Source organism: Rhizobium sp. CB3171, from assembly GCF_029714265.1.
Classification (GTDB): Bacteria; Pseudomonadota; Alphaproteobacteria; order Rhizobiales; family Rhizobiaceae; genus Rhizobium.
The window spans coordinates 3,797,802-3,821,867 of sequence record NZ_CP121652.1 but is presented as its reverse complement, the minus strand read 5'-3'; the positions used below and the strand labels follow the sequence as shown (position 1 = coordinate 3,821,867).

Annotated in this window: 19 protein-coding genes; 12 read left to right on the top strand and 7 right to left on the bottom strand. The window is 60.2% G+C overall.

Features of this window, described 5'->3' with window-relative positions; translation table 11 throughout:
* Nucleotides 1-16: 16 nt before the first annotated feature.
* The 5 genes from QA648_RS18560 to QA648_RS18540 all read right to left on the bottom strand — a co-directional run bounded on the left by QA648_RS18560 (nucleotide 17) and on the right by QA648_RS18540 (nucleotide 4,722).
* Complete coding sequence (locus tag QA648_RS18560) at nucleotides 17-1,246, bottom strand: ABC transporter substrate-binding protein (protein WP_283048601.1); 1,230 nt, start codon at nucleotides 1,244-1,246, stop codon at nucleotides 17-19.
* A 35-nt stretch (nucleotides 1,247-1,281) separates the two neighbouring features.
* The gene (locus tag QA648_RS18555; RefSeq protein ID WP_104821670.1) at nucleotides 1,282-2,139 is read right to left on the bottom strand and encodes a carbohydrate ABC transporter permease; all 858 of its coding nucleotides are present in this window, start codon (nucleotides 2,137-2,139) and stop codon (nucleotides 1,282-1,284) included.
* Entirely contained in the window at nucleotides 2,136-3,020 is an 885-nt protein-coding gene (locus QA648_RS18550; protein WP_104821669.1) for a sugar ABC transporter permease, read from the bottom strand. Before QA648_RS18550 ends, QA648_RS18555 begins: the two co-directional genes overlap by 4 nt.
* 13 nt (nucleotides 3,021-3,033) lie before the next feature.
* Nucleotides 3,034-4,194: a Gfo/Idh/MocA family oxidoreductase gene (locus QA648_RS18545; protein WP_283048598.1), complete on the bottom strand. Its 1,161-nt coding sequence runs from the start codon at nucleotides 4,192-4,194 to the stop codon at nucleotides 3,034-3,036.
* A gap of 195 nt (nucleotides 4,195-4,389) precedes the next feature.
* Nucleotides 4,390-4,722: a hypothetical protein gene (locus tag QA648_RS18540; protein ID WP_283048596.1), complete on the bottom strand. Its 333-nt coding sequence runs from the start codon at nucleotides 4,720-4,722 to the stop codon at nucleotides 4,390-4,392.
* A gap of 289 nt (nucleotides 4,723-5,011) precedes the next feature.
* Between QA648_RS18540 and QA648_RS18535 the strand changes: the two genes are divergently transcribed.
* Nucleotides 5,012-5,854, top strand: coding sequence for a glycosyltransferase family 25 protein (locus QA648_RS18535; protein WP_104821668.1), 843 nt, complete (start codon nucleotides 5,012-5,014; stop codon nucleotides 5,852-5,854).
* A 32-nt stretch (nucleotides 5,855-5,886) separates the two neighbouring features.
* Here QA648_RS18535 and QA648_RS18530 read toward each other — a convergent pair whose 3' ends face one another.
* Together QA648_RS18530 and QA648_RS18525 are read right to left on the bottom strand one after the other, a co-directional pair.
* Nucleotides 5,887-7,869 carry a nucleoside-diphosphate sugar epimerase/dehydratase gene (locus QA648_RS18530; protein WP_104821667.1) on the bottom strand — a complete coding sequence of 661 codons (1,983 nt, stop codon included), beginning with the start codon at nucleotides 7,867-7,869 and terminating at the stop codon, nucleotides 5,887-5,889.
* Between the two features lie 215 nt (nucleotides 7,870-8,084).
* Nucleotides 8,085-9,764 (bottom strand): GumC family protein, encoded by a 1,680-nt coding sequence (locus QA648_RS18525; protein WP_283048594.1) that lies wholly within the window; start codon nucleotides 9,762-9,764, stop codon nucleotides 8,085-8,087.
* A 211-nt stretch (nucleotides 9,765-9,975) separates the two neighbouring features.
* Here QA648_RS18525 and QA648_RS18520 point away from each other — a divergent pair, with 211 nt between their 5' ends.
* The 11 genes from QA648_RS18520 to QA648_RS18470 all read left to right on the top strand — a co-directional run bounded on the left by QA648_RS18520 (nucleotide 9,976) and on the right by QA648_RS18470 (nucleotide 23,947).
* Nucleotides 9,976-11,055: a glycoside hydrolase family 5 protein gene (locus tag QA648_RS18520; protein WP_283048592.1), complete on the top strand. Its 1,080-nt coding sequence runs from the start codon at nucleotides 9,976-9,978 to the stop codon at nucleotides 11,053-11,055.
* A gap of 94 nt (nucleotides 11,056-11,149) precedes the next feature.
* The gene (locus QA648_RS18515; protein WP_283048590.1) at nucleotides 11,150-12,394 is read left to right on the top strand and encodes a hypothetical protein; all 1,245 of its coding nucleotides are present in this window, start codon (nucleotides 11,150-11,152) and stop codon (nucleotides 12,392-12,394) included.
* 37 nt (nucleotides 12,395-12,431) lie between these two features.
* The gene (locus QA648_RS18510) at nucleotides 12,432-13,457 is read left to right on the top strand and encodes an acyltransferase (protein WP_283048588.1); all 1,026 of its coding nucleotides are present in this window, start codon (nucleotides 12,432-12,434) and stop codon (nucleotides 13,455-13,457) included.
* 193 nt (nucleotides 13,458-13,650) lie between these two features.
* Nucleotides 13,651-14,535, top strand: a complete 885-nt coding sequence (gene purU / locus QA648_RS18505) for a formyltetrahydrofolate deformylase (RefSeq protein ID WP_283048586.1) — start codon at nucleotides 13,651-13,653, stop codon at nucleotides 14,533-14,535.
* Between the two features lie 137 nt (nucleotides 14,536-14,672).
* Entirely contained in the window at nucleotides 14,673-15,233 is a 561-nt protein-coding gene (locus QA648_RS18500) for a hypothetical protein (protein WP_104821662.1), read from the top strand.
* Nucleotides 15,234-15,444: 211 nt separating this feature from the next.
* Nucleotides 15,445-18,372 carry an aminotransferase gene (locus tag QA648_RS18495; RefSeq protein WP_283048584.1) on the top strand — a complete coding sequence of 976 codons (2,928 nt, stop codon included), beginning with the start codon at nucleotides 15,445-15,447 and terminating at the stop codon, nucleotides 18,370-18,372.
* Nucleotides 18,373-18,882: 510 nt separating this feature from the next.
* Nucleotides 18,883-19,077: a hypothetical protein gene (locus QA648_RS18490; protein WP_104821660.1), complete on the top strand. Its 195-nt coding sequence runs from the start codon at nucleotides 18,883-18,885 to the stop codon at nucleotides 19,075-19,077.
* Between the two features lie 299 nt (nucleotides 19,078-19,376).
* Nucleotides 19,377-20,375 carry a P1 family peptidase gene (locus tag QA648_RS18485; protein WP_283048581.1) on the top strand — a complete coding sequence of 333 codons (999 nt, stop codon included), beginning with the start codon at nucleotides 19,377-19,379 and terminating at the stop codon, nucleotides 20,373-20,375.
* 135 nt (nucleotides 20,376-20,510) lie between these two features.
* On the top strand, nucleotides 20,511-22,040 hold the full coding sequence (locus QA648_RS18480) for an ABC transporter substrate-binding protein (protein ID WP_283048580.1): 1,530 nt from the start codon (nucleotides 20,511-20,513) through the stop codon (nucleotides 22,038-22,040).
* Between the two features lie 90 nt (nucleotides 22,041-22,130).
* Nucleotides 22,131-23,084, top strand: a complete 954-nt coding sequence (locus QA648_RS18475; protein WP_283048578.1) for an ABC transporter permease — start codon at nucleotides 22,131-22,133, stop codon at nucleotides 23,082-23,084.
* Nucleotides 23,081-23,947: an ABC transporter permease gene (locus tag QA648_RS18470; protein WP_283048576.1), complete on the top strand. Its 867-nt coding sequence runs from the start codon at nucleotides 23,081-23,083 to the stop codon at nucleotides 23,945-23,947. The genes QA648_RS18475 and QA648_RS18470 overlap by 4 nt, the downstream gene beginning before the upstream one ends.
* Nucleotides 23,948-24,066: the final 119 nt, after the last annotated feature.

Genomic DNA, 24,066 nt, shown 5'->3' with positions numbered 1-24,066 from the left:
CCGGCGATTTGCAAGCCTATTTATATTGCTCGAGATCCCCGGCTGCCTTCTTCAAGGCATCCGCCGGCTGGGCCTTGCCGGTCACAACGGACTGGACCATCTCGATCATGACGTTCTGAAAGCCCTTATAGTCCTTGAACAGCGGTTCCGGACCACCATAGCCGATGCCGTCGATGAACGGCTTCCAGAAAGGATCCTTCTTTTCGAACTCATCGACCATCGGCGAAGGACGTAGAGGCGTCAGGCCGGCGCCGCCCTGCAGTTCGTATTCGCCCTGCGGACCGGGCGAGGTGATGAACTTGGCGAATTCGATTGCCTTGTCCTCGACGCCGGTGCCCTTGAAGACCGCAAGGCTGTCGGTGATGAGCAGCGTGCCTTGGCCCTTGGCCGAAGGACCGAGCGGCAGCGGTGCGACGCCCCAGTTGATCTTCGTCTCCTTCAGGCGATAGGCAGCACCCGAGCCCGCCTGGATCATGCCGACTTTGCCGTCCAGGAAGATGGCGCGCACTTCGTTCTGTTCGTAAGCGGTCGGTCCTTCGACGGAATAAGGCGTGATATCCTTATAGGCTTGAAGGGCGGCCAGCACTTCCGGGCTGTCGAGGACGATCTTGTCGCCGTCGATCACCTTGCCGTTGTTGGTGTAAACCCAGTGCAGGAACTGGTGCATGGTGTTGTCGAACGTCTTGGCCGACAAACCATAGCCGGGGATACCGGTCTTCTCCTTGATCGCCTTGGCGTCGGCAATTTCCTCGGCCCAGGTGGTCGGCGGCTTTTCCGGATCGAGGCCCGCCTGCTTGAACAGATCCTTGTTCCAATAGAGCGCCTTGGTCGAGAAGGCGATCGGAACACCCCACTGCTGGCCGTCGGAGGTGACGGTATCGACGATATTCGGATAGTAGCTCTTCTTCTCCTCGTCCGTCATCGGCATCGGAACGATTAGATCGTTCTCCGCGAACTGTTTGAGGGTGCGCGAGCCGACATAGGCCATAGCGACCGGCGTGCCGGCTGCAGCGAGCGTCGTCGCCTTATCCTGGCACTGCTCCCAGCCGACGACTTCCGGCTTGACCGCCCAGCCGGGATTCTTGTCTTCCCACTGCTTGATATATTTCACATGGATCGGATCGATGCTGTCGCCGCAATAGATCCAGCTAATTTCCTTGTCGGCGGCTTGAGCGTTCACGGCGCCAAGCGCAGTGGAGCCGAGCAAAGCAAGGGCCAACAGCCCTGTTTTGAAATGGAATGTCACGTTTAAGCTCCCCTTCTCTAGTGATTTTGGACGATTTATTGCTTCACCGCGCCGGCGGTCAGACCGCTGACGAGATAGCGCTGCAGGAAGAAGATCACGACCAGCGCCGGCGCGATGCCGACGAAGCTTGCAGCCATGAGTTCATTCCAGACAACCTCTTGCCGGCCGAAATAAGCGAACAGCCCAACCGGCAACGGCATGTATTCGGTCTTTGAATTGAATGTGAGCGCATAGATGAACTGCTGCGCATAGGCTTCGATGAAGGAGGAAATCGCCACCACGACGATACCCGGCATCGCGATCGGCAGGATGACGCGGCGCAGCGTGTAGAGTTGGCTCGCTCCGTCGACATAGGCAGCCTCGTCAAGCTCCCGGGGGATGCGCTTCATATAGGTGTGCAGCAGCCAGATCCCGGTTGGGATGATGAAGGCCACGCCCGGCACGATCATGGCGAAATAGGTGTTGAGCACGCCGAAGGAACGCATGAGCCGGAACAGCGGTATGAGCAGGACCGCACCGGAGAACATCTTGACGGCGAGAAAGGCGCCGAGCAGCAGTCCGGAGCCCCTGAATTCGAAACGCGCGAAGGCATAGGCGGCCGGCACCACCAGGATCAGCACGATGATGGTAATCGTGCCGGAAATCAGGAACGAGTTGAAGATGTACCAGCCGAAGCCCGGCACACTGGTCCACATGGTCCGATAGGCGGCGAACGAACCGTTTTCGGGAATGAAACGGTAGGGTGACGAGAAAAGCTGGCTGAGCGGCTTCAGCGAAACCAGAAACCCTTCGATAAAGGGCGCTAGTACAAAGGTAAGAAACAGCAGAATACCGGCATAGATGCCGATAAGTTCATACCATCTGTAGCGATTGATCATCGAAGGGTGGTTCATCGCTTGTCCCCCGTGGCAAAGCGGCTGGTCAGGCGGAAGTAAGCGAGGCAGAAGAGCGACAGGAAGATGCAGATCAGCACTGCACGGGCCGCGCCCTCACCATATTTGTATGAGCCGATCGCCGTACGATAGGTATCGATGATCATCGTCGTCGTCTCGCCGTTCGGGCCGCCGCGGGTCAAGATCCAGATGATGTCGAAGGAGTTGAACGTCGAAATCAGCGACAGCATCGACATGGTGACCAGCGAGGGCACCAGGAGTGGCAGCGTGATGCGGCGGAAGCGGTAGGACCGCCCTGCGCCATCCGTCCAGGCGGCTTCATATAGATCCTGCGGAATCGACTGCATGGCAGCCAGCATATAAAGCGTCACCATCGGCACGCCGATCCAGACGTCCGTTATAATCGTCGCCCAGAAGGCCGTGCTGCCAAAGGCCAAAAAGGCAACCGGGCCATCGACCAGACCAAAGCGCTGCAGCAGACCGGAGATCATGCCGAACTGGCCGTTATACATCCAGCCCCACATGAAGATGCCGATCGCCATCGGCACGATCCAGGGCGGCATGGTCAGCACTCGAAAAAGCGAGCGGCCGGGAACCGCCGAATTCAGCATCATCGCCCCGAAGGTGCCGATGATCATCTTGATCGACACGGAAAAGAACGTCCAGATGAAGGTGCGGACGATCACCGAGGCAAATGTTTCGTTGAAAATCTTCGCATAATTTTCGAAGCCGACCCAGTTTGTCAGCTTCTTCAGCGAGGCGTCGGTGAAGGACAGGATGACGGTGTCGACCAACGGATAGGCGACGATGACGACGACGTAGAGAACGGCCGGAAGAAGCAGGAGCCAGGCGAAGATGACTGTGCTGCGTTGAACACCCATCTTGCGCCTCCCTCTATGCGGCCCGCGAGTGCAGCGCTTCGTCGAACTCGTCCCAGATCGGACGGAGATCGACGACGGCCCTCTTCTTGCGAGCCTCGTCCATCGACAAGGCAAGAATGCCCGCTTCGAGCGCATTCAGTGTCGAGACCGGCAGATGCTGCCCCGATCTGACATGCGAGATGATATCGGCCGCCATCTGCTCGTCAGCGCCGTAGTGCTGCGAAAGCACCGTGCGCGTCGCATAGGTCTTCTCGATCACCTTGTTGCCGGTGAGCATCTCGTGGACGTTGAAATAGCCGCGAATGAAATCGCCTTCCGCCATGCCGCGCGAGCCCATGATGGCGAAGCGGCGGAACTGGTCCGGCACGTTCAGATTGGTGTGAAAGTTCATGCCGACGCCGTTGGCATATTCGACGATCGCCACCTGATAGTCGATGATGTCGCCATCGCTGTCGAAAACCTTGTCCGATCCCATCCAGCCGCTCGGCTTGCGATGGAAAAGTTCGAGATCGTTGATGCCCTCCCTTGCCGGGTCGTTTTCCGGAATGAAGCTCTTGCGCCCGCCAAAGCTTGCGACCCTCTCCGGTCGCGCGCCGACCACGCCATTATAGAGATCGAGGTCATGGCAGCATTTCTCCAACATGAAGCTGCCGGAATAATGTTCGTAGCGGCGCCAGTCGCGCATGAAGAAGGCGCCGTGGTAGGGTTCGATATGCTCGGCCGCCTCGATGGAAACGATGCGACCGAGCTTTCCTTCGGCCTGCGCGACGAGCAGATCGCGATACATCGGCGAATAGCGCAGGACGAGGCCGACCATTAGCCGCTCATGGCCGAATTTTGCCATCAGGCGGGCAAGCTCGATACTGTCCCTAATGCTCGTGACGATCGGTTTTTCGCAGAAGATCTTCAGCCCGGCCTCAAGCCCGAGGCGAATATGATCGAGATGCATATGGTTCGGCGAACCAATCATCAGCAGGTCGAGCTTTTCACTGGCGATTAGCTCCTGCGGGGAAGCATAGGCCTTGCCGGCCGAAATGCCGTTTTCGGTCAGGCCCTGAAGGCCCGCCGGCTCGGGATCCACATAGCCCGCGATCTCGAAGCTGTCATCGATCGCTTTGAAAACATACCCCAGATATCCCAGACGGAATCCGAGTCCAATGATCCCCACTCGCATACTGGTAACGTTCCCGCTGCGTAATTTATTTTCGTCAGCTTGAGCGAAATTTTCGCATCCGTCAACGAGCTTCGGGAAAATACTCGAAATGATGAAATTCATTTTCAGATCGGCGTTTAAGAACACGCTGCCGCTTTGAAGCGGGGCGCATCGGATATCGATCTCTTGCCGATTACTTTTGCGGGATGGCCGAGCCTATCTGCTGGGGCCGTTATATTGCCAATACTGATAGTTCGGCTTGCCGGTGCCTTCGGAGATGACGCCGTTTTGTTCGCAGATATAACCGAGACGCGGCATGTTGTGATAGAAGACGCCCTCGTGGAATCCGCGTATACGCACCGTGGTCGTGCGGCACTCGAATTTTTCGTCGGCAGCCATCTTCGGTTCCGTCACCCCCGGAAGGTTCTTATAGGGATAGATCGGGCGGACATAGGGCTTGGGGAGCAGCGGATTGTCGGCAAAGGCAGGCACGGGCACGAGGCCGGCGAGAAGTAACGCGGCAATGACGATTTTCGGTCTGGTCCACATGGATTTCAGGATCCTTCCGGCATGCAGGCGAATGACAATACGCCGTCTGTCTCAGATATAATGATGCCCATGCAGCGCCAACAGATGACGCATGAAAATGACCTCGGAAACCGGCATGTCTGCAACCGCACATTCGTTCACAGCAAATTACGTCAGCGAAAACGCTTTTACTTGAGCATACACTATAAGCGTGCAATCTGAATTTGCGAAAAGTGAGAAGCCTGTTATATATAAATGGGGCTGTCGCTTTAGTTTATCTTGGTCGGGATTTCTATTTTTGGGAGTAAAGGTGATTCTGGAGCGGACCAATCGGATCATCGCATGTGCGGAAGTACCCAGCGCCGATAATCCGGCCTCGCAAGTTCGCATTTACGTCATCAACCTCGATCGTTCGCCCGAACGCTGGGAAAGATTGCGCGGACAGGCCGCCCAATACGGGCTAAATGTCACTCGAATTCCCGCTATCGACGGTAAGACGATTCCGGAACGCGACCGCGTCGATTTCCAGCCGCGGCAATTCATCTATCACAACGGGCGTAAATTGCTGGCCGGCGAATATGGTTGCTACCGCAGCCATCTGCTTGCCCTGCAGCAATTTGTCGCAAGCGGCGAGAAGATGGCGATCATCATGGAGGATGATGTCGAGCTCAACCATAGATTGATACCCCGTGCGCTCGCCGCCATGGACAGCGTTTGCGGCGCACGCCTGGTGAAGCTCGTCAATCATCGTCTGGTCGGCTTCAAGCCGATATCCGAAACCGCCGAGTGCGACATTGTCGGCCGCTGCATGCACGGACCGCAGGGATCGGCGGCATGCTACATCGTCAACCGGCAGGCCGCGAAGAAGCTGCTGGTCGCGCTGAAGCCGATGCTTCTGCCTTACGATGTCGCGCTCGAGCGTGGCTGGTCGACAGGGGTCGAAACTTTCGCCACCCTTGAAAACGTCGCGGATTTCAGTCCATTCCGCGCCGAAACGACGATCGGCAAGCGCGTCCACTACCGCGCGGTGAAGCGGCATTTTCTATTGCGCGCAACAGCGCATTGGTTCCGCTTCTGCGACCAGATCCGCCGTTGGGCCTATACCGTGAAGGCCAAGCCTCAATCGATTGTCGGGGGCGGCGGCGAACGGTAAGGCGGCTCGGCTTTTGCCGGAATGCCTCAAAATTACAGCCCCGCGACGCTGCCGAAATCCGGCTGACCGATGGTCAGATCCATCTCGCGCTCGCGGAAAACGAGGTCCACCACTTCGCCACTCGGCGCGTAGCCGGAGACCAGCTTCTGCAGCAGGGTTCTTGCCTGCGGGATGTCGTTTTCATCCAGCGCTGCCTCAAGGGCCGCAAGCCTCTTTGACAGCTCCGACCAGTGCAGGAAATCTTCCTTGGCCCGCATGATGCGCGGATGGGTCGTCGCCTGCGGATTGTCGCCGATCAGCAGCTCTTCATAGAGTTTCTCGCCCGGCCTCAGGCCGGTGATCTCCAGCTCGATGTCGCCCTCCGGCTCATCCTGGTCCCTGACTGTCAGGCCGGACAATTCCACCATGCGGCGGGCAAGATCGGCAATGCGCACTGGTTCGCCCATGTCGAGCAGGAAGACGTCGCCGCCGCCGGACATGGCGCCGGCCTGGATGACGAGCTGCGATGCCTCGGGGATCGTCATGAAATAGCGGGTGATATCCGGATGCGTCAGCGTGATCGGACCGCCATCGCGGATCTGCTGGCGGAAGAGCGGCACGACCGAACCCGATGAACCCAGCACGTTGCCGAAACGGACCATGGCGAAATTCGTGCCCCCCACGCCGGGCTTGCGGTCCGCGTCCATGGCCTGCAGCACCATCTCCGCCAACCGCTTGCTGGCGCCCATGATGTTGGTCGGACGCACGGCCTTGTCGGTGCTGATCAGGACGAAATCCTCGACGCCGCAGTCGCGCGCCACTTCGGCTGTCGTCAGCGTTCCCAGCACGTTGTTGCGTATGCCTTCGACGGGATTGTATTCGACGAGCGGCACATGCTTGTAGGCGGCGGCGTGATAGACGGTTTTCGGCCGCCAAGCCTCCATGATCTGTCTGAGCCGTCGGCCATCGCGGATGGACGCCAGGAATGGAATGATGCGGATATCATCATAGCCAGCCGTCGCCGCCGATTTCTCCAGCTCGCCGTGAATGGCGTAGAGCCCGAATTCATTCTGCTCCACCAGCAGCAGGCAGGAGGGGCGGTTCTTCAGGATCTGACGGCAGAGTTCGCTGCCGATCGAGCCCCCGGCGCCGGTGACCATCACCACTTTGCTGCGGATATTTTTCTCGATCAGCGTGCGATCGGGCGCGATCACGTTGCGGCCGAGCAGGTCTTCGATATCAAGTTCGCGCAGGTCTGAGACCGCGACGCGCCCTTGGGCGAGAGCCGTCAGATCGGGCATGGTGCGCACGGTGACGCGCGCCTTGCGCATGCTTTCGAGAATTTCGTTGCGGCGCTGGCGCGTCGCGTTCGGCAGCGCCAGCAGCACGTCGCTGATCTCGCTCGAGACGCTCAAGGCAGACAGGTCGGCCGGATCATAAATGGGCAGGCCGCCCATGATGCTGCCATGCAGATGCTTGTCATCGTCGAGATAGCCCACGACATTCAGTTCGGCGCTGTTGGCGAGTGCACCGGCGAGCTGCCGCCCGGAAGAGCCGGCGCCGTAGATCAGCACCTTGGCCAGTTGATTGCGGTTCAACAGCCGCTGATAGGCGTTGCCGAGCCAGTAGCGCGTCCACATGCGCGACAAGCCGATGGCGATCAACAGCAGCAACGGCTGCAAGATGCCGACCGTGCGGGGTACGCCGGGCACGCTGATCGCGGTAAAAATGGTCATGAAGGCAAGCGCGTAGATCGCCACCGCCTTGACGACGGTCATGAAGGCCGACATGCCGGCATAGCGGAAGATGGCGCGATAGAGGCCAAGGACGATGAAGATCGGGATGGCAACGAGGAGCGAAACGATCGCCGGCAGCCACTCCACGCCTTCGAGAATGACCCAGTCATCCAAGCGGAGACAATAGGCGAACCAAACGGTCAGCACGCAGAGGCTGGCATCGACGATCAGCGCCAGGGCGCGTTTGGTCGAGCGCGGCAGCGCCAGGAACGGCAGGACGAGCTTATCCGCGGGTACCATGGGTCAGTTTCCCCTGGCGCCGGTCAACGGAACAGCATACCGCTTCTCTCGCATAAATTGTCCCACCATGTATTGCACGGCACAGCAAGATTGTCTTTATGCCTTCATTAGCAAAATGCAATCACTCTCTGCATCAATTCACTTTTAGAACAGCGGACGCGCAATTGCATCCCCGATCTTGAAAGAGCCACTTGCAGCAGAGGTGGCGACGAAGATCACTTCCCAAGATAGCCACGAACGACCGGATGCTGGAACAAGCCGGCGAGGATGGCAAAGGCTGCCCCGAGGCTCATGCCGAACAGCGCGCCGGCGATCAATCCGGCTACCATCATCACCTTTCGGCTCGGTCCGTTCGCCGTCAGCGGCGGCTCGGCCTCGGAGATGACACGGATATTGTTCTGCGACAGGTCCTGCGCGTCGCTCGTCTGGCCGGAACGCTTCAGCAGCGCCTCGTAAACCTCGCGCGCAGCAGCCGCCTTGCGCTGCAACTCGTTCAGTCCGACCAGCTTGCCCGATGTATTGACCTGCGATGCCTTCTGCACCGCCAATTCCTTGGCGATATCCTGTTCTGCCTTCTGCGCCTGCTCGTAGTCGGCGCGGGCCGACGTCGTCTGCCGCTGCAGCTCGCGGCGAATTTCCGCTGCGAGGCTGTCGAGCGAGGATTTGGCGGCAAGCAGGCGCGGATGGCGGGCACCGAGCTGGCTTTGCAGGCTGCCGACATTGGCGGCGAGCGCCGCATATTGCTGACGCAGACTGCTGAGCGATGTGGACGTTGCCGTCATGTTGGCCTGGGAGCCATTGGCAACGACGTCCTCGAAACTCAGTTTATTGGCAGCTTCGGCCCGTGCCTTCGCCTCGATCGTCTTTTGCTGTGCGGTCACCAGCATATCGTTCAGCGCGGTCAGGCGCTTGTCGGAAATCAGATTGCCCTCGACGGCGACCATATCGTTGTCGGCCCGGTAGACCTCGACGGCCTTTTCGGCGTCAAGCACCTGCTGGCGCAGATCTTCGAGCCGACCATCCAGCGCGGTGCTGCTGGTGTGATAGCTGTTCGCCGCCGCCTTGCTCTCTTCCTCCATGAAGGAGGTAACAAGCTGGTTGGCGATCTTGGCCGACTTTTGCGGATCGCGCGTCGTGACCTTCAGCGACACGACATAGGTACTGGCCTCGCGGGCGATCAGCACTGCCTTCGCCAGCGTCGCGGTCGCCACGTATTTTGCCGCGTCGCCGGTCGCGCCGCCGTTGAATTGAGAATCCTGATCGAGCTTCAGCGCATCAACGACCCGGCCCAGCACCTTGCCGGAGGAAAGGATCTGGGTCTGGCTGTCGATCATCGTCAGGATCAGTTCCGGCGCAGTGGGCGCAGCCTGCGGACCATCGGAGCCCCCCACTTGGCGAGGATCGAAATAGAGGCTGGTTTCGGCCGTGAATTTCTGCGGCAGCAGCGGGATGATGCTGGCGCCGAGCACGGCCCCGACGCCTGCAAGCGCAAGAACCAGCAGCTTTTTCGCCCAGATCGACCGCACAGCCGAGCGCAAGTCGAGAAGCGGCGTGTCGGCCGCGGGCATCCGCGCAGGCGAAACCGCTTCCGGCGTGACGACAACCACCGGCTCGGTGACCGAGGGGGGCACGACAACGACCGGCTCCGCGACCAGTGGCGGCGCGGCTTCCGCTTTGCGTTCGAATTCGCGACGTACGTCATCGCGGGCGGCGATTATCCGCTCCGCCGGATCGATCGGCTTTTCGGCGGCAACGGGTTGAACCTCATGAACAAAGTCTCTCGGCCGCAGCACAGGGCTGCGTGAACGCAAGCCTTCGCGCCGTCCTTCGTACGGCTCGGTGCTGCGCCAACCCGGAAGTTGGCTCGATCGCTTGCTTCGTTCCAATGAGCTCATGTCAGACTTTCACGGGGTCCGCGCGCAGTCTCTGCGCCGCAGATGCCCTGAGTTTAGAAATGTTTGGCTAACGGAACATTAAGGACATTCCCAGGAAGTCCCTTGGCGATGGCCGACGAAGAGCCAGCCAAGCCCATCTCTTCATCAATATTCAACCGGGAGGTTCATATGAAACGGGCTCACTGGCGACGAGGAAGAACAGGAGCTTGCAATGACCGGACTCGTGAGGAGACTGCTGCGCCAAGCGCTCGCCGCGGCGGTTCTGCTCGCCTCGGCCGCAGAGACCGATGCAAGCTTTGACCCATCGCAGCTCTGCTATCGAGGCATCAACCTTTCCGGGGCCGAATACGGCGACCGCACCGGCGTGGTCGGCACCAACTATACCTATCCGTCGGAAGAAACGGTGCGCTATTTCGCCAACAAGGGCATGAATGTCGTCCGCCTGCCGTTCCGCTGGGAGCGGCTGCAGCCGGTGCTTGGCCAGCCGTTGGACGGCGAAGAACTGCAACGGCTCAGGGATGCCGTCGACCTCATCCAAGAGCACGGCATGGCCGTCGTCTTGGATCCGCACAATTTCGGCTATTACGACAAGGATCAACTCACACAGGCGCCTGCGACCGATCTCGCCTTCGGCGATTTCTGGGCGCGCCTCGCCGTCGAGTTTGCCAATCAGAAGGGCGTGTTCTTCGGCCTGATGAACGAGCCGCACGATATCAAGGCGCCCGATTGGCTGGAAGCCGCCAATACCGCTATCCAGGGCATTCGTACGGTCGGCGCCCGCAACCTCATCCTCGTGCCCGGCACGAACTGGAGCGGCGCGTTCACCTGGGCTACCGACAGGATCGGCGGCGGCGCGAACGATACTGTCATGCTTGGCGTCAAGGACCCTCTCGATTTCTATGCATTCGAGTTTCATCAGTATCTCGATGCCGACAGTTCCGGTACGCATCCTGTCTGTGATGGCAGCGACCAGGCCAGACAAGGGCTGACCGACGTCACCGCCTGGCTGCGCAAGAACGGCAAGCGCGGCTTTCTCGGCGAATTCGGCGTGGCGGGAAACCAGCCCTGTCTTGACGGGCTGAAGCAGGTTTTCGATGTCATGGCCGACAACAACGATGTCTGGCTCGGCTGGACCTATTGGGCCGCCGGCGACTGGTGGCCGTCGCAGGAACCGTTGAACGTGCAGCCGCGCGGCGGAAAGGACCGGCCGCAGATGAAGGTGATCGCCGCTGCCGTCGGCAAAAAAACGGCGATTGCGCCGGCCTGCGCCAGCGTCAAGCCGGCGGGCTGATCGACGGAGACGAATGGGCGGATAGCGCTTTGTCGCGAATCACGGCGCTGCTATGGTTGCCCCGGCCGATGGACGCGGCAGCCCTGGACATTTCATGAAAAGCCTCACGGACAAGCAGCGCATCGATTACCCGATCCTGGCGATCACACTGTTTTCGGTCCTCTACAACTGCATTCTCGCCTATATCAACCACAACATCACGCCGCTTGCCGTCTCGCATGTCGTGCTGTGCGAAGGCATGATGATGCTTTCCAGCGTCGCGTTCATTTTGAAGAAGGGCATCTATGAGGAGGATCTGCCGATCTTCCTCTTTCTGACATTCACGCTGATCATCACGATCTATATCACCGTGCTGAACCATGTGCCTTTCATCGACCAGTTCCGCAACGTGCTGATCATCGTCTCCTTCGCCGGCATCGGCAGTTGGGCGAGCGAGCGGACGGTGAAAATGGCTTTCCGCATCGGCTGTTTCTTCGTGCTGCTGTTTCTAGTCTGCGAGATCGTCAGCACGCCCTTCTATGTCAGCCTGTTCCATCCCGGCGAATATTTCGAGAATACCCGCGGCATCAAGCAGGCAAGCTTCAATAGTACCGGCCTGTTCGCTAACGCACTCGGTTTTCAGGGCCGCTTCTCCTTCGGCCTCATCGACCACCGGTCGTCGTCGATCTTCCTGGAGCAGGTGTCGCTCGCCAATTTCTGCGGCGTGATCGTCATCTATCTGCTCTCCTTCTGGCCGAAGCTCGGCAGGATCGACAAGGCGCTATTCGTTTCGACGGTGCTGCTGATCCTGCTCACCAACGATACGCGCACGATGCTGATCTTCTCCTGCATCAGCATCATCGGCTACTTCGTCTTCCCGAAGATCCCGAAGGCCTTCGATCTCATCCTGATGCCGCTGATCATCCTGATCGGCTTCTTCGTGCATTTCATGAAGCCGGATGAAATGGGCGACAATTTCACCGGCCGTATCGGCGTCACGGTCAAGAAGATGCTGGATCTCGATTTCCAGGCGATCCTCGGTCTGGATATTGCGCGTATCGGGGAATTCGCCGACAGCGGTTATGTCTACCTCATCTACGGTTCGACGATTTTTGGCCTGATCATGTTCTGGCTGTTCGTCTGCCTTTTTCCCGCCGGTGCAACCCCGGCGCAAAGACGGTGCGGTCATTCACTCTCTCTTTTCATTTTTCTGAATATGATGATCGGCGGTACGGCGATCTTTTCCATCAAAATCGCTGGCCTGCTCTGGCTGCTGATCGGTTACATGCGCGTTTCTGAAAAGCCGCGCACTGCCCGGACACAGCCGGCAAATGTGGATGGCAGCAGAGTGCCGGGCTGACTTGCTTCATGTCGGCCGAGGCCGCATGAGGATCGGGATGCTTGTACAGTTGCAGTATCTGCGCGCCATTGCTGCGCTGATGGTCGTCTATTTTCATTCAGTGCTGCAGGTACCGAAGGTCAATTCCGGCTTCGACTGGCAATTCCATCTCTTCGGCGAGACTGGCGTCGACATTTTCTTCGTCCTCAGCGGTTTCGTCATGTGGCTGACCACGGCAGGACGTGAAGTGCGCCCGCTCGACTTCTATCGCCGCCGCATCCAGCGCATCGTGCCGCTTTATTGGCTGGCGACACTGTTTTCCGCCGCCGTCGCTCTCGTCGCGCCATCGATCCTGAAATCGACGGTGTTCGACGTTCCCCACCTCGTCGCTTCGCTTCTATTCCTGCCCTGGCACAATGCTGCCGATCCCAGCCTCATCGCACCCGTCGTCGTGCCCGGCTGGACGCTGAACTATGAAATGTTCTTCTATTTCGTCTTTGGCCTGTTGCTGCTGGTGCGCGAAAAATGGCGGCTCCATGCCCTCTTCGGCACGATGACGGCGATCATCCTCGCCTGCCACCTGTTTCCGGTAGAAACGACCGCCACCACGGTCTATGGCGACCCGATCATCTACGAATTCCTGGCGGGCGTCGTTCTCGCCAAGCTTTATCTCGAAAAAGTGCTGCTGCCGCAGACGGTAGCCTGGCCGGCGCTGGTGGTCGGATTCGCCTTCCTGCTGATCAACGAGACGCTCTGCGATGCCAGCATGCGCTCCTATATGTGGGGCATTCCGGCCGTCATTATTCTCTACTCGGCCGTCTCGATCGATTTTTCCAAGCTTCCCGTCATCGGCTGGTTGAGCTATCTCGGCGACGCGTCCTACAGCATCTACATCACCCATGCCTTCACGCTGGCATTTCTGCGCGTCGTCTGCGGCGTGCTGAAGATCGATATCATGGCGCATGGCCCGATCTTCGTCAGTTGCTGCATCGTCGGCTCGGCGATCGGCGGTGCGATCGTCCATGAGCTGACGACACCCAGCCGCTGGAGCAAGTGGAAAAAGAAGCAGGCCGCCATCGCCTGAGCCTTTTCTCATCGATCTGCAGCCGCTTTCCCTCAGAACGACGGGGATACGCGGCTGAAAGACGCAATGGGAACGGAATTTTCCGCCACCTATCTTAAGCTCTGTCGCGAGGAATGGGCGGGGAGCTTTCCCGTGCCTTTCGATTGCTATAAGCGAGCGGCGAAACGACGAGCCGCCTTACGAGGGAAGAAACATGAAGAGCTATGTTCTACGGGTATCCTGCAAATCGACGCGCGGGATCGTTGCGGCGATAGCGAATTATCTGGCCGACCAGGGCTGCAATATCGTCGACTCCAGCCAGTTCGACGATCTCGATACCGGCAAGTTCTTCATGCGGGTCTCCTTCATCTCCGAGGAAGGCGTCAAGCAGGAGGCATTGGTCGAAGGTTTCAAGCCGGTCGCCGAGAAATTCGAGATGGATGCCGAGATCTACGATACCCAGAAGCGCATGAAGGTGCTCTTGATGGTGTCGCGCTTCGGCCATTGCCTCAACGACCTGCTGTATCGCTGGAAGATCGGCGCGCTGCCGATCGACATCGTCGGCGTCGTCTCCAACCATTTCGATTACCAGAAGGTGGTCGTCAACCACGACATCCCCTTCCACCACATCAAGGTGACGAAGGACAACAAGCCGCAGGCCGAAGCGCAACTGCTGGACCTCGTCGAGCAGACCGGCACCGAACTGATCGTGCTCGCCCGCTACATGCAGGTGCTGTCGGACGCCATGTGCAAGAAGATGTCGGGCAAGATCATCAACATCCACCATTCCTTCCTGCCGAGCTTCAAGGGCGCCAACCCGTACAAGCAGGCCTATGAGCGCGGCGTGAAGCTGATCGGGGCGACGGCACATTACGTCACCGGCGATCTCGACGAAGGTCCGATCATCGAGCAGGACACAGCCCGCATCACGCATGCGCAGTCGGCGGAAGACTATGTCTCGATCGGCCGCGATGTCGAAAGCCAGGTGCTGGCGCGGGCCATCCATGCCCATATCCACTACCGCACCTTCCTCAACGGCAACCGCACCATCGTCTTCCCGGCAAGCCCCGGAAGCTATGCCTCGGAGCGGATGGGGTAAAACACGCGGCGATGACAAGGTGGCGCTGCATTCGCAAACACGCGATCTGCGCCTCCATGTCCCCTATTTCCTTTTCCCGCTAAATTGCGATTTAATGCGGCCGATATCGAATCGCTTGGAGGTTGCGGAGGAGGAAAATGCGATCATATCTGGAGAGAATCCTGCCGCTCTCGGCCCTTGCCATCCTTGTGAGCACACAGGTGTCGACGGCCGCAATGACCTCGGAAGAAGACCCTTCGAAGATCGATCTCGCCAAGCTGATCGAATGCACGACCTACGACGTACCAAGCTATAATGGCTTTGCCATGTGGCTGACCGGACCGGAAAGCGATGAGGCGATGAGACGGTTCGGCATTACCGAGCAGCCGTCGACCAGCCTTCTGCTGCGGGAATTCAAGCTGGCAAAGCCGATCACCGTTTTCGGGCGACAGACCGACAGGATCGCCTTCGCTTCCTCCGGTCCGCTTGCCCTGATCAACGAGGCCGATCCGCATCCGCTTGCCAAGGAGCTGGGTGTCACCGCCGCGGTCGATCGGTTCGACAAATATCTTGCCGAAAGGGAGATATTCTCCAAGAAGGAGCAGTTGGAGAATTCCGACACGGTCCTGCATTCGCGCATCGCCCTCGACGTCTCGACTGACATCTACCATCCCGGCAAGACGCTCGCCGGCTGCAGCTATTCAATCGAAGTTGAGTAGGGTCTGAACAAGACCGACTTTTGTGTATTCAAATGAACGCACAGCGCTCTTGAGCATCCCGCTTTCATGCAAATGAACGCATGGCGCTCTAGGCAGGCGTAATCGGGAGCCTATCTTTCGTCTTAACGTTAGATCACCCTATTCGTTTTCGGTGATTTTCTTTTGGACGGAATGGTTTAGTGTCGACGCAGATGAACCATCCGGGGGAGCCATGACCGACGCCGCGCTCGTCAATCGCATGCAACTGCCAAGACCGGATACCACGCCGGAAGCGGCGGCGGAGATCTTGCAGACGCATTACGGCCTGACCGGAACGGTTACCGAACTCGGCAGTCAGCAGGACCGCAACTACCGTATCGACGCGGGTGACAACAGCTACGTTCTGAAGATCTGCCGGACGGAATACGATACGGTCGAGCTGGAGGCGCAGAACGCCGCCATCCGCCATCTGCATGCGAAACCCGATGCGCCGCGCGTGCCCAATATCGTGCCCTCGCTGAGCGGCCGGGATATTCTCGTCGTCACCATTCGCGAGCAGGATTACCTCGTCCGGCTGCTCAGTTATCTTCCTGGTCAATCGCTGACGCGGCGCAAGCATCTGCCTATCGCCGCCGTTTCGGCGCTGGGTGCCCTTTCCGGCCGGCTCGCCCGTGACCTTGCCGATTTCGAACATCCCGGCCTCCACCGCAGCCTGCAATGGGACCTGCGCCGCGCCGGGCCGGTCGCCGTGCAGCTCCTGTCGGCGATATCGGATCACGAGGCGCGCGACCGCATCGCCAAGGCGATGGTCGCAGCCGTGAAGCGCATCCAGCCGCTTGCAAGCGGGCTTCGCGTGCAGCCCGTCCATCACGACGTCACCGGCGACAATGTCGTCAGTCATCCGGATGCGCATGGGCAGCCTATCCCGGATGGGGTGATCGATTTCGGCGATATCATCCAGGGCTGGGTGGTGGGCGACCTCGCCGTCACCTGCGCCTCGCTGCTTCACCACGCCGAAGGCGATCCCTTCTACATCCTCCCTGCCATCAAGGCCTATCACGCGATCTATCCGCTCGGGGAAGCCGAATTGAAGGCGCTCTGGCCGCTGATCGTCGCCCGCGCGGTGATTCTCGCCGCCAGCGGCGAGCAACAGCTCGCCATCGACCCCGACAATGATTACGTGCGCGGCAATCTCAAACTCGAGCGCGAGATTTTCGACGTTGCCACCGGCGCGCAGCCGGACGTGATGGAAGCGGCGATCCTCCGGGCCGCGGGCATGGATCTCGCTCCGCTCGCCACCGACGGCTGGTCCGCATTGCTGCCAGACATCGCATCCGACCATATTGCCGCTGTCGATCTTTCCGCGACCAGCCCGCATTTCGTCGACGGTAACTGGCTAAAACCGGACATGGACTGGCGGTTGCTCGCCAAGGCGGCCATCGCTTCCGGCTCGGCTGCGACGCGCTACGGGGAATTCCGTCTGTCGCATGCCGATCTTCTCAGCATGACGCCGCCGCAGAATTTCGCGCTGCATAGCGATATCTGCCTGCCGGCCGGCACGACCGTCACCGCGCCCTTTGCCGGCCGCATCCAATGGCATGGCCAGCATCTCGTTCTGATTGGCGAAACCGTCAGCCTGCATCTCGACGGCGTCGAGTGCACGCTGGAAGAGAGCGCCGAGGTGGAACAAGGGGCGATCGTCGGCACGATCGGCGGCGAGGGCTCGGCCATCGGCGGACTGCGCGTGCAGCTCTGCCGCGTCCCGGGGATGGTGCCACCGCTCTTTGCGACGGCCCATCAGGCCGATGGCTGGTCGGCCGTCTGTCCCTCGCCCGCCATTCTCCTGAACGAGGCCTGCGAGGCGCCGCGGCTGGAGAGCGCCGCACTTCTCACGCAGCGCGAAGCGCATTTTGCCAGCCCGCAAAAGCATTATTACGACGTCCCGCCGCAGATCGAGCGCGGCTGGCATGAATTCGTGTTCGACACACAAGGCCGCACCTATCTCGACATGGTCAACAACGTGACCATGCTCGGCCATGCGCATCCGCGGCTGACGGCGGCCATCGAGCGGCAATGGTCACGGCTCAACACCAATTCCCGCTTCCACTATGCCGCCGTTGCCGAATTTTCTGAGCGTTTAGCGGCATTGGCGCCTGATAGTCTCGACAGCGTCTTTCTCGTCAACAGCGGTTCCGAGGCCAACGATCTCGCCATCCGGCTTGCCTGGGCGCATACGGGCAAGAAAAACATGCTGTGCCTGCTGGAGGCCTATCACGGCTGGACGCTGGCAAGCGATGCTGTCTCCACTTCCATTGCCGACAATCCCCGGGCGTTGACGACGCGACCGGACTGGGTGCATCCGCTCGTTTCGCCCAATACCTATCGCGGCCCGTTCCGCGGTCCGGATTCGGCTGCGGACTACGTGGCCGGCGTTACGACCTTGCTGGAGACCATCGACGAGAAGGCCGAGGGTCTCGCCGGCTTCATCGCGGAAGCGGTCTACGGCAATGCCGGCGGCATTGCCCTGCCGCGCGGTTATCTCGCCGATGTCTACGCCGCCGTCCGGCAACGGGGCGGCCTCTGCATCGCCGACGAGGTGCAGGTGGGTTACGGCCGGCTCGGCCACCATTTCTGGGGCTTCGAGACCCAGGACGTCGTGCCCGATATCATCACCATCGCCAAGGGCATGGGCAACGGCCATCCGCTCGGCGCCGTCATCACCCGGCGGGAGATCGCCGAATCACTGGAGAAAGAGGGCTATTTCTTCTCCTCGGCCGGCGGCAGTCCGGTGAGCTCGGTTGTCGGCCTTACCGTGCTGGACATCATGAAGGACGAAGGCCTTCAGGAGAATGCTCGTATCATCGGCGACCACCTGAAGGCTGGGCTGATCGCGCTGATGGAGCATTTTCCGCTGATCGGCGCCGTGCACGGCATGGGCCTCTACCTCGGCGTCGAATTCGTCCGCGATCACGAGACGCTGACACCCGCCACGGAAGAGACGGCCGCTCTCTGCGAGCGGCTACTCGAGCTTGGCGTCATCATGCAGCCGACCGGCGATCACCTGAATGTGTTGAAGATAAAACCACCGCTTTGCCTCTCGGCGGAAAGCACCGATTTCTTCGTGAAAGCCCTGGAAAAGGCGCTGGAAGACAGCCTTTAGGCCTGCCATCCCCGCCATTAACCATTGAGGAGATTTGGCGGCAAACCGATTTTTAATCTTCTCGGCCATTGTCGAATCTCGTTCCAATTCCTATTTGTGGGACGGTGATCGGCAATGCCCTTCCGATACGGGAGGCTGCGCGGAGGTTGATACAGGCTTTCTCGTAGTTAGTCGGATACGGAATTTTATTTTCCCGATCGTCGATATTTTGACATCTTTCGGAATATGTTTCTGAAGATGGAATTGCTATTATCTACCAAGATTGTAGACAATAGAACACCAGATCGCAGGCCTCTCCCGTTGGGGCCTTACAAGTACAACACCAACTAAGGAAGTGACATGCTGAACTTTAAAGTCATCGCTTCGATCCTTGGGCGGTCCGTGCTTGGCCATGACCGCTCGGGCGCACTCTCCCGCCCGCGCTGTCGAATGTGACGTTCGTCCTCTTATCGGATTCAAACAGTCAATTCGCCATATCTGCGCCGCTAGGGCGCGGAGGGAGTATTTTTAATGAAAAAGCAAGTCATCGAATATGCTGGCGTTCCCGTCGGCATCGTTGTTCCGGATGAAGACCGGCTGAAGTTCATAGCCGTGAAATATCATGTCCATGATCTGGACGAGCAGCGTTTCAGAAGCGCGGATGAGGTCAAACTCGCCATCCGCGATCTCCTCGTCCGCCAACAGGCTAAGCCGATCCACGTTTGATGGATCGGCTCGGCTATTCCCCACCATCACCACACCACATCATCAGCCCTTGCTCTTCGAGCGTCGTTCGCTCCCTGAGTGAGGGCTGATCTTTTGTACCAGCCCTCGCAAGCCTCTTTGTCCGATCGCCACGGTCTTTCCGCCCTCATGGTGAGGCGCGCAGGCTGAAGGCCGCAGCCTCGAACCAGGAGGGTCGGCCTCCACAGCACTCCCCTTCGACAAACCCATCTTGTCTTTTCCCCCTCTTTGCGATCCTATCGCCATGACGACCTCGCGCTTTGAAGGCGAAGGATTTTTCATTGGCTGATCTCCTCAATCTCCTAACCGATATCGAAGGCGTCGCCGTCGGTCATTGCACCGATCCTGCGCTGGGCTCCGGTGTCACAGCCATCATCTTCGATGAACCGGCAGTCGCCTCCTGTTCCGTGCTCGGCGGTGCGCCGGGCGGACGCGACACGGCATTGCTCGATCCGGCGATGACGGTGGGCGTAGTCGACGGGCTGGTGCTGTCGGGCGGCTCAGCCTTCGGTCTCGATGCGGCGGGCGGCGTGCAGGCGGGCCTGCGCGACATCGGACGCGGCCTGCAGGTCGGTAGTGCGCGCGTGCCGCTGGTGCCTCAGGCGATCCTCTTCGATCTCATCAATGGCGGCGACAAGGATTGGGGCTTGCATTCACCTTATCGCGATATGGGTTATGCCGCCTTCAAGGCCGCGGGCAAGGGCGCTTTCCCGCTCGGCACGGTCGGTGCCGGCACGGGTGCGACGACGGCGACGGTCAAGGGCGGCCTGGGCTCGGCCAGCGCCGCCAGCAGCCAGGGACATAGGATCGCGGCCATCGTCGCCGTCAATGCGCTGGGTTCGGCCACCATCGGCGAAGGACCGCATTTCTGGGCCGCCCCCTTCGAGATCGGCGGGGAATTCGGCGGCCTCGGCATGCCCGAAACCGTCGACGTCCGACTGCGGCTGAAGGGCGCGAATGTTACGGCAACGACGATCGGCGCCATCGTCACCGATGCTGCCATGACCAAGGCGGAAGCGCACCGGCTGTCGATCTGCGGCCATGACGGTTTTGCCCGCGCGCTGTTGCCCACGCATCTGCCGCTCGACGGCGACACGGTGTTTGCCGCTTCGACCGGCAAACATCAGAGAGACGACCTGCTGAGCTTCATGGAACTCTGCCATCTCGCCACCCTCGTTATGGCGCGCGCCATTGCCCGCGGCGTCTACGAAGCAACGGCGCTGCCCGTCGCAGGCGCGCTGCCGGCCTGGCGGGACCGCTTTCCGGACCGGATAATCTAGCCATTTCGGGACCCCGCCGGGCACGCGCAGCACAAATTTTCGCAATTGTGTGTGCGCTTGCGAGATGACACTATTTCAAAAAATGGCCTTGCCGGAGGGAAAACCGGCATCGGGAGCCGGAGCAAGGGAATTGAGATGACCAAGTTTTCGAGTTCAGACCTGGGCGATTTTGCGCGCCGTCTTGCCTGCGGCGCCACGCTGTCGGCCGGGCTGCTGATACTGGGCATAGCGCCGGCGGAAGCGGCCAAGACGACGCTGAACATCGGCATGAGCGTCGAACCCACCGGCCTCGATCCGACAATCGCCGCACCCGTCGCCATTGGTCAGGTGACTTGGCAGAACATCTTCGAAGGGCTCGTCGCTATCGACGAGAGCGGCAAGATCGTGCCGCAGCTTGCGAAAAGCTGGGAAATCTCTCCCGACGGGCTAACCTACACATTCAAGCTGCAAACCGGCGTCAAGTTTCACGACGGCGAGGCCTTCGATTCGACGGCGGCGAAATTCGCACTCGACCGCGCCCGTGACGGCAAATCCGTCAATCCGCAGAAACGCTTCTTCGCCACCATCGCCTCGATCGACACGCCGGACCCGGAAACGCTGGTGCTGCATCTCTCTTCGCCGACGGGCAGCCTGCTCTATTGGCTCGCCTGGCCCTCTTCCGTCATGGTCGGCCCGAAGTCTGCCGCCAACGACAAGACGACGCCTGTCGGTACCGGCCCGTTCAAATTCTCCGCCTGGGCCAAGGGCGACCATGTGGAGCTCCTAAAGAACCCGGATTACTGGAACAGATCCGTCGACGTGAAGCTCGACAAGGTGACCTTCCGCTTCATTTCCGATCCGCAGGCGGAAGCGGCGGCCCTGAAGGCCGGCGATCTCGATGCCTTTCCGGAATTCGCGGCACCGGAGCTGATGAGCTCTTTCGACGGCGACGCGCGGCTGATGACCAAGGTCGGCAATACCGAACTCAAAGTCGTCGCCGGCATGAACAATACGCGCAAGCCCTTCGACGACAAGCGGGTGCGCCAGGCCCTGATGATGGCACTCGACCGCAAGACGATCATCGACGGCGCCTGGTCCGGTTTCGGCACGGCGATCGGCAGCCACTACACGCCAAACGACCCGGGATATCAGGAGCTGACGGGGACGCTGCCTTATGACCCCGCAAAGGCCAAGGCGCTGCTGGCCGAGGCCGGCTATCCGAATGGCTTCACCTTCACCATCAAGACGCCGCAGATGGCCTATGCGCCGCGCAGCGCCCAGGTGATGCAGGCGATGTTTGCCGATATCGGCGTCACCATGAATATCGAGCCGACGGAATTCCCGGCGAAATGGGTGCAGGACGTCTTCACCGGCCGCGACTACGATATGACCATCGTCGCCCATGCCGAGCCGCTGGACATCGACATCTATTCGCGCGACCCCTATTATTTCAATTATAAGAACCCGGTCTTCAACGAGCTGATGAAGAAGATCCAGCTAACCGCCGATCCGGCGGCGCAGAACAAGCTCTACGGTGAGGCGCAGACGATCCTGGCCGAGGATGCCCCCGCGCTCTTCCTCTTCGTCATGCCGAAGCTCGGGGTCTGGGACAAGAAGCTGAAGGGGCTCTGGGAGAACGAGCCGATCCCCTCGAATGTCTTGACCAACGTCTCCTGGGAAGACTGATCTCTTCGGTTCCGCACAGACAGCAGGGCGGATCACCTCGCCCGCTGTCGAATGTTTCGATGCCGGAGCCGATCCGGCGATGGGCATGCAATGATCGTACTTCTTACCCGCCGGATCATGGGTCTTATCCTGACCCTGATCGCCGTTTCGTTGCTGATCTTTGCGGTGATGGCCCTGCTGCCGGGCGATCCCGCCGCCATCACGCTCGGCACCTCGGCCTCGCCGGAGACGCTTGCCGCGCTGCGACACGACATGGGCTTCGACCAACCATTGATCGTCCGCTACGGCCAATGGCTTGGCGGCGCGCTGACTGGCGATCTCGGCAAGTCCTATACTTATGGCGTGCCGGTCGCCGGTCTCATCGTCGAGCGGCTGGCTGTCACATTGCCGCTTGCCATCCTCGCCATTATTCTTTCCATCCTCATCGCCGTGCCGCTCGGCGTGGCGGCCGCCGCCCGGCGCGGCGGCTTCTTCGATATTGTCGCCACGCTGTTTTCGCAGATGAGCGTTGCCGTGCCCGGCTTTTGGGTGGGCCTGCTGTTGATCCTGCTGTTTTCCACCTCGCTCGGCTTAATGCCGGCCGGAGGATTTCCCGGCTGGAGCAATGGCCTGGGACCAGCACTCAGGGCGCTGACCCTGCCGGCAGTGGCATTGGCTCTGCCGCAGGCCGGTGTGCTGACACGGGTCACCCGGTCGGCCGTGCTCGACACGCTGCATGAGGATTTCGCCCGCACGGCGGTCGCCAAGGGCCTGTCAAGCGGTGCCGTTCTCTGGGGCCATATCGTGCCGAACGCCCTGGTGCCGATACTGACCATTCTCGGCCTGCAATTCACCTTCCTTGTCGCCGGTGCCGTGCTGATCGAGAACGTCTTCAACCTGCCTGGTCTCGGACGCCTCGCCTATCAGGCGCTCAGCCAGCGCGACATCGTCGTCATGCAGGATGTCGTGCTGTTTTTTGCCGCCCTCGTCATCATCATGAACTTCCTGGTCGATCTCTCCTTTCTGGTCATCGACCCCAGACTTCGCAGCGGAGGCGCACGATGATCACGGTCGAAACCGTCGCCCCCGCTCCTCCCCGCCGCTCCCGGTTCCGCGCCCTGCGCCGCGCCAATCTGATCGTAGGCGCCATCATCATTCTCTCGCTCGTCGCTGTCGCGATCCTGTCGCTCTTCTGGACGCCGGTGCCGCCCGCGAAAATGCAGATCATCCATAAGCTGCAGCCTCCTTTCGGCTTCGGCCTTCTGGGCACCGACCAGCTCGGCCATGACGTGCTGTCGATGCTGATGGTCGGCTGCTGGAATTCGCTGTCGATCTCAGTGTCGGCGGTCGTGATCGGCGGCACGATCGGGACGGTGATCGGCATTGCCGCTGCCGCCCAGCGCGGATTGTTCGAATCGCTCGTGATGCGCGCCTGCGACGTGATCTTCGCATTGCCGCCAATCCTCTCGGCCATGATCCTCGGCGCCTTTCTCGGTGCCGGACGCTTTACCGCCATCATCGCCATTGCCACCTTCATGGTTCCGGTCTTTGCCCGCGTGGCGCTTAGTTCGGCGCTGCAGGCCTGGAGCAGGGATTACGTGCTGGCGGCGCGCGCCCTCGGCAATACGCACCTGTCGATCACTATGCGGCATGTGCTGCCGAACATTATGGGCATCATCATCGTCCAGGCGAGCATCCAGCTCGGCCTGGCGATCCTAACCGAAGCCGGCTTGAGCTTCCTCGGCCTCGGCGTGCCGCCGCCGGCGCCGACCTGGGGGCGGATGCTGGCGGAAGCGCAGACCTATCTTGGACAAGCGCCCTGGCTCGCCATCCTGCCGGGCCTGGCGATTGCACTCTGCGTCCTCGGCTTCAACCTGCTTGGCGACGGCCTGCGCGATCTTCTCGATCCACGCGCGGCACGCCGCTAAAGCAATTCCAGGAAAAGTGCGAAGCGGTTTTCCGTCCGGAATGCGTAAAAACAAAAGGATAGAGCGGGAAAGCGATTCCGTTAAACGCTGAACCGCTCTAACTTCGACATACGAAGAGA